At 64.4% G+C, this 3397-nt stretch carries 4 protein-coding genes; all 4 read left to right on the top strand.

The window, feature by feature from the left end; translation table 11 throughout:
• A partial coding sequence (locus AC1D1P_RS18270) for a glycosyltransferase family protein (protein WP_477673939.1) occupies positions 1-901 on the top strand: 901 nt, incomplete at its 5' end.
• A gap of 2 nt (positions 902-903) precedes the next feature.
• Complete coding sequence (locus tag AC1D1P_RS18265; protein ID WP_477673938.1) at positions 904-2028, top strand: winged helix DNA-binding domain-containing protein; 1125 nt, start codon at positions 904-906, stop codon at positions 2026-2028.
• 165 nt (positions 2029-2193) lie between these two features.
• Positions 2194-2697, top strand: a complete 504-nt coding sequence (locus AC1D1P_RS18260; protein ID WP_477673937.1) for a (2Fe-2S)-binding protein — start codon at positions 2194-2196, stop codon at positions 2695-2697.
• The coding region (locus AC1D1P_RS18255) for a molybdopterin cofactor-binding domain-containing protein (RefSeq protein ID WP_477673936.1) at positions 2694-3397 on the top strand (704 nt) is incomplete at its 3' end. The genes AC1D1P_RS18260 and AC1D1P_RS18255, both read left to right, overlap by 4 nt.

The following is a 3397-nucleotide window of genomic DNA, read 5'->3' as shown; positions in this document are numbered from 1 at the left end:
CATCTACACCGACATCGACACCTTGTTTGGCAACGCTTCGCGCTTGTGGATGGACGTTTTGGTGAAGGCTGGCCATGACGTGGAGTTCATTGACCTGGGCACCAGCACCGACGCGCCGTTGCCCGATGTCGGCCACTGCGACGTCAACCTGCTGATTGCCGGAATTTATGCACTGCCCCGTTTTTCCGTGCAGGGCCTGCCGCGCAACGGCAAGCACGTGCTGTGGATGTTTGATCCATTGACAAAGAATGCACTGGCTACCGTACATCGGTACAAGACCGATCTTTTCGACGCCATCGCACCCGGCTTGCACGCTGTGCTGGCGATGGATTCCTCCATAGCACGCTACCTCGCACAGCATTTCCCGGCACTTGCCACTTGCCAGCTGCCCTATATGGTGGCCGGCAAACATGTGCGAACGCCCCTTCCCGAAGCGCAGAGAACCCGCGACATCATCATGCTGGGCGGCGACACGCCCCGGCGGCGGGATGCCGAGCAATACTTCGCCGGCACGGCGCCCACCCTGAAGGCCGAGTTCGTCTGGAGCGGCCTGTGGGGCGCCGCGCGCGACGCCTGCCGCGCCGGTGCGCGCATCAACCTGAACATCCATGCCGACCCGGAACACACTTACTTCGACCAGTTCCGGACATTCGAAAGCTGGGCGGCCGGCACGGCCGTCGTTTCCGACATCTTTGAGGGTGGCGAAGATTTCGGCATCGAGCCGGGCGTTCACCTGGTCATGGCAGACCTCAAGGACATGCCCCTGGCATGCGCCGACCTGCTGGCAGACGTACCCCGTCGCCAGGCCATGGTGCAGGCGTCGCAGCAACTGCTGCGCGAACGGTTCTCTCCCGCAGCCTGGCAAAGCCGCATGCTCGCCATGCTTGAAAACGTTGCCTGAGCATGGCGGAGATCTCGCGGCAGGAACTGCTCGCGCTGCGGCAGGCCAGCCAGCGCCTTGTGCCAACCGCCCCGCCTGTGGCCTCAAATTTCAAACGCGTCGATCAGGCCGTGCAGTGGTTTGGCGCCGTGCAGGCACAGGAATATGCCCACGCCCGCTGGGCAGTTGGCTCGCGCCTCGCAACCGCTGCGGCCATCACTGACGCGTCGATTGAACAGGCACTGTCCCAACGCAAGGTGGTCCGCAGCTGGGTCCTGCGCGGCACACTGCACTTGGTAGCGGCCGCCGACCTGCGCTGGCTGCTGGCCCTGGCCGCGCCGGCTTTGCTGACCCGCACCGCGGCAGCCTACCGTGAGGTTCAGCTGGATGAGGCGGCCTTCCGCAAAATCCTTCCGGCCATCCGGCAGTGCCTGGAAGGCGGCCGGCAGCTCACACGCCTGGAACTTTTTGCTGCGCTCGCGCAGCATCGCGTCAACACTGAAGGCCATCGCGGGGGGCGCATCCTGTACCGCGCGGCCCAAGTTGGGCTGATCTGTCTGGGCGATCCGCGCGGCAAGCAGGCCACCTACACACTGCTTGATGAATGGCTGCCTCCCGGACTCGAAGCAGGCAAGGAGCTGCCTCGCGAGGACGCACTCAAACAACTGGCGCAGCGCTACTTTGCCAGCCATGGCCCCGCCACTCTGGCCGATTTTTCCTGGTGGTCAGGGCTGGCCGCCGGCGAAGCCAGGGCGGCGCTGGAGATGGCCGAAGCCGGCCTGGCACAGGCACTGTTTGACGGGAACACCGTGTGGTGGTTCAAACGCACGCCTTTACCGCCGGCTGGCAAGCCCGCGCTTCAATTACTCGCCGGCTTCGACGAATACGTGCTGGGCTACACGGACCGCAAAGCCATCATCGACAGCGAACACGCCGGCAAGCTCATGACGCCCAATGGCCTGTTCCGCCCGGCGCTGCTGGTCGGTGGGCGCGTGGCCGGCACCTGGCAGGCGGAGGTAAAAAAAGGCGCGCTCAGTATCAGCACAGCGCCCTTCGCGCCGCTGCCGCGCGGCAGCGCCGGCGCACTGCGGCTTGCCGCTCAACGCTACGCGGCTTTCACTGGCCTGCCGCTGGCAGAAGTTCACTGACGAAAAGCGCCGGTCTCACAAGGGTTTACCCGGCCGAACTTTATTGCCAAGCGCAAGTCAGCACATTACTCAGGTATAGCATTGCCGGGTGCATTTGACATGCACCAGCGCTACTATCCCCAGTCATCCGGCCCATCCTTCCTTCAAATATTGAGGAGCGCATCCATGGCAAAACTGAACGTCAACGGTACCGTGCGTGAGTTTGAAGTGGAGGACGACACACCGCTGCTGTGGGTCATCCGCGAACAGCTCGGGCTGACCGGCACCAAATACGGTTGCGGCATCGCGGCCTGCGGCGCCTGCACCGTGCACATCGATGGTGTGCCTACACGCAGTTGCGTGCGCCCCGTCTCGACGGTGAGTGCGACCGAAAAAATCGTGACCATTGAAGGTYTSTCRCCSGACGGCTCGCACCCCATACARAAGGCCTGGGTYGCGCTGGACGTTCCGCAGTGCGGCTATTGCCAGTGCGGCATGGTGATGACGGCGGCGGCGCTGCTCAAGGCCAAACCGAACCCGACCGATGCCGACATCAATGAGGCGATGACCAACATCTGCCGCTGCGGCACCTACAACCGCATCCGCGCCGCCATCAAGGTTGTTGCCGCAGGTGGCAACACCAAAAGCGCGGCGCTCGCCATTCAGCACACCGACGGGAGCACGACATGAGCGCCATCCCCCTGCCCTCCGCAAACCCTCTGCGTCTCTCGCGCCGCCGCTTCCTGGCCTCGGGCGCCTCGGCCGGCCTCATCGTCGGTTTTCACATTCCGTTCGCCGGCACGGCGGCGACCCAGGGCGCAGCCTCGCCGGAGATCAATGCCTGGGTCGTTGTGCGCCCCGACGACACAGTGGTCATCCGCATCGCCCGCTCTGAAATGGGCCAGGGCAGCCTGACCGGGCTCGCGCAACTCGTGGCAGAAGAACTGGAATGCAACTGGGCCAAAGTCACCACCGAATACCCGACACCCGGTCAGAACCTGGCGCGCAACCGGGCCTGGGGCAACTTCTCCACCGGCGGCAGCCGCGGGATCCGTGAATCGCACGACTATGTGCGCAARGGCGGMGCCACCGCCCGMATGATGCTGGTGCARGCCGCAGCCGATGAATGGAAGGTGCCGGCGGCCGAATGCACMGCSGCCAGCAGCGTGATYACYCACACGCCATCGGGCCGCAAAACCACCTACGGCAAAGTGACGATTGCGGCAGCCAAGGTGGCGCCCCCCACCGAGGTCAAGCTCAAAGACCCGAAAGACTGGAAGCTCGTGGGCAAGCGCCTGGCAAGGCTGGACACGCTGGACAAGGTCACCGGCAAGCAGGTGTACGGCGCGGACCTGAAACTGCCCGGCATGCTCAATGCGGCCATCAAGGA

It is taken from the genome of Polaromonas sp. P1_E1_2, from assembly GCF_056406035.1.
Note: the sequence above shows the minus strand (reverse complement) of the source record. Positions and strands in the feature narration are given on the sequence as shown.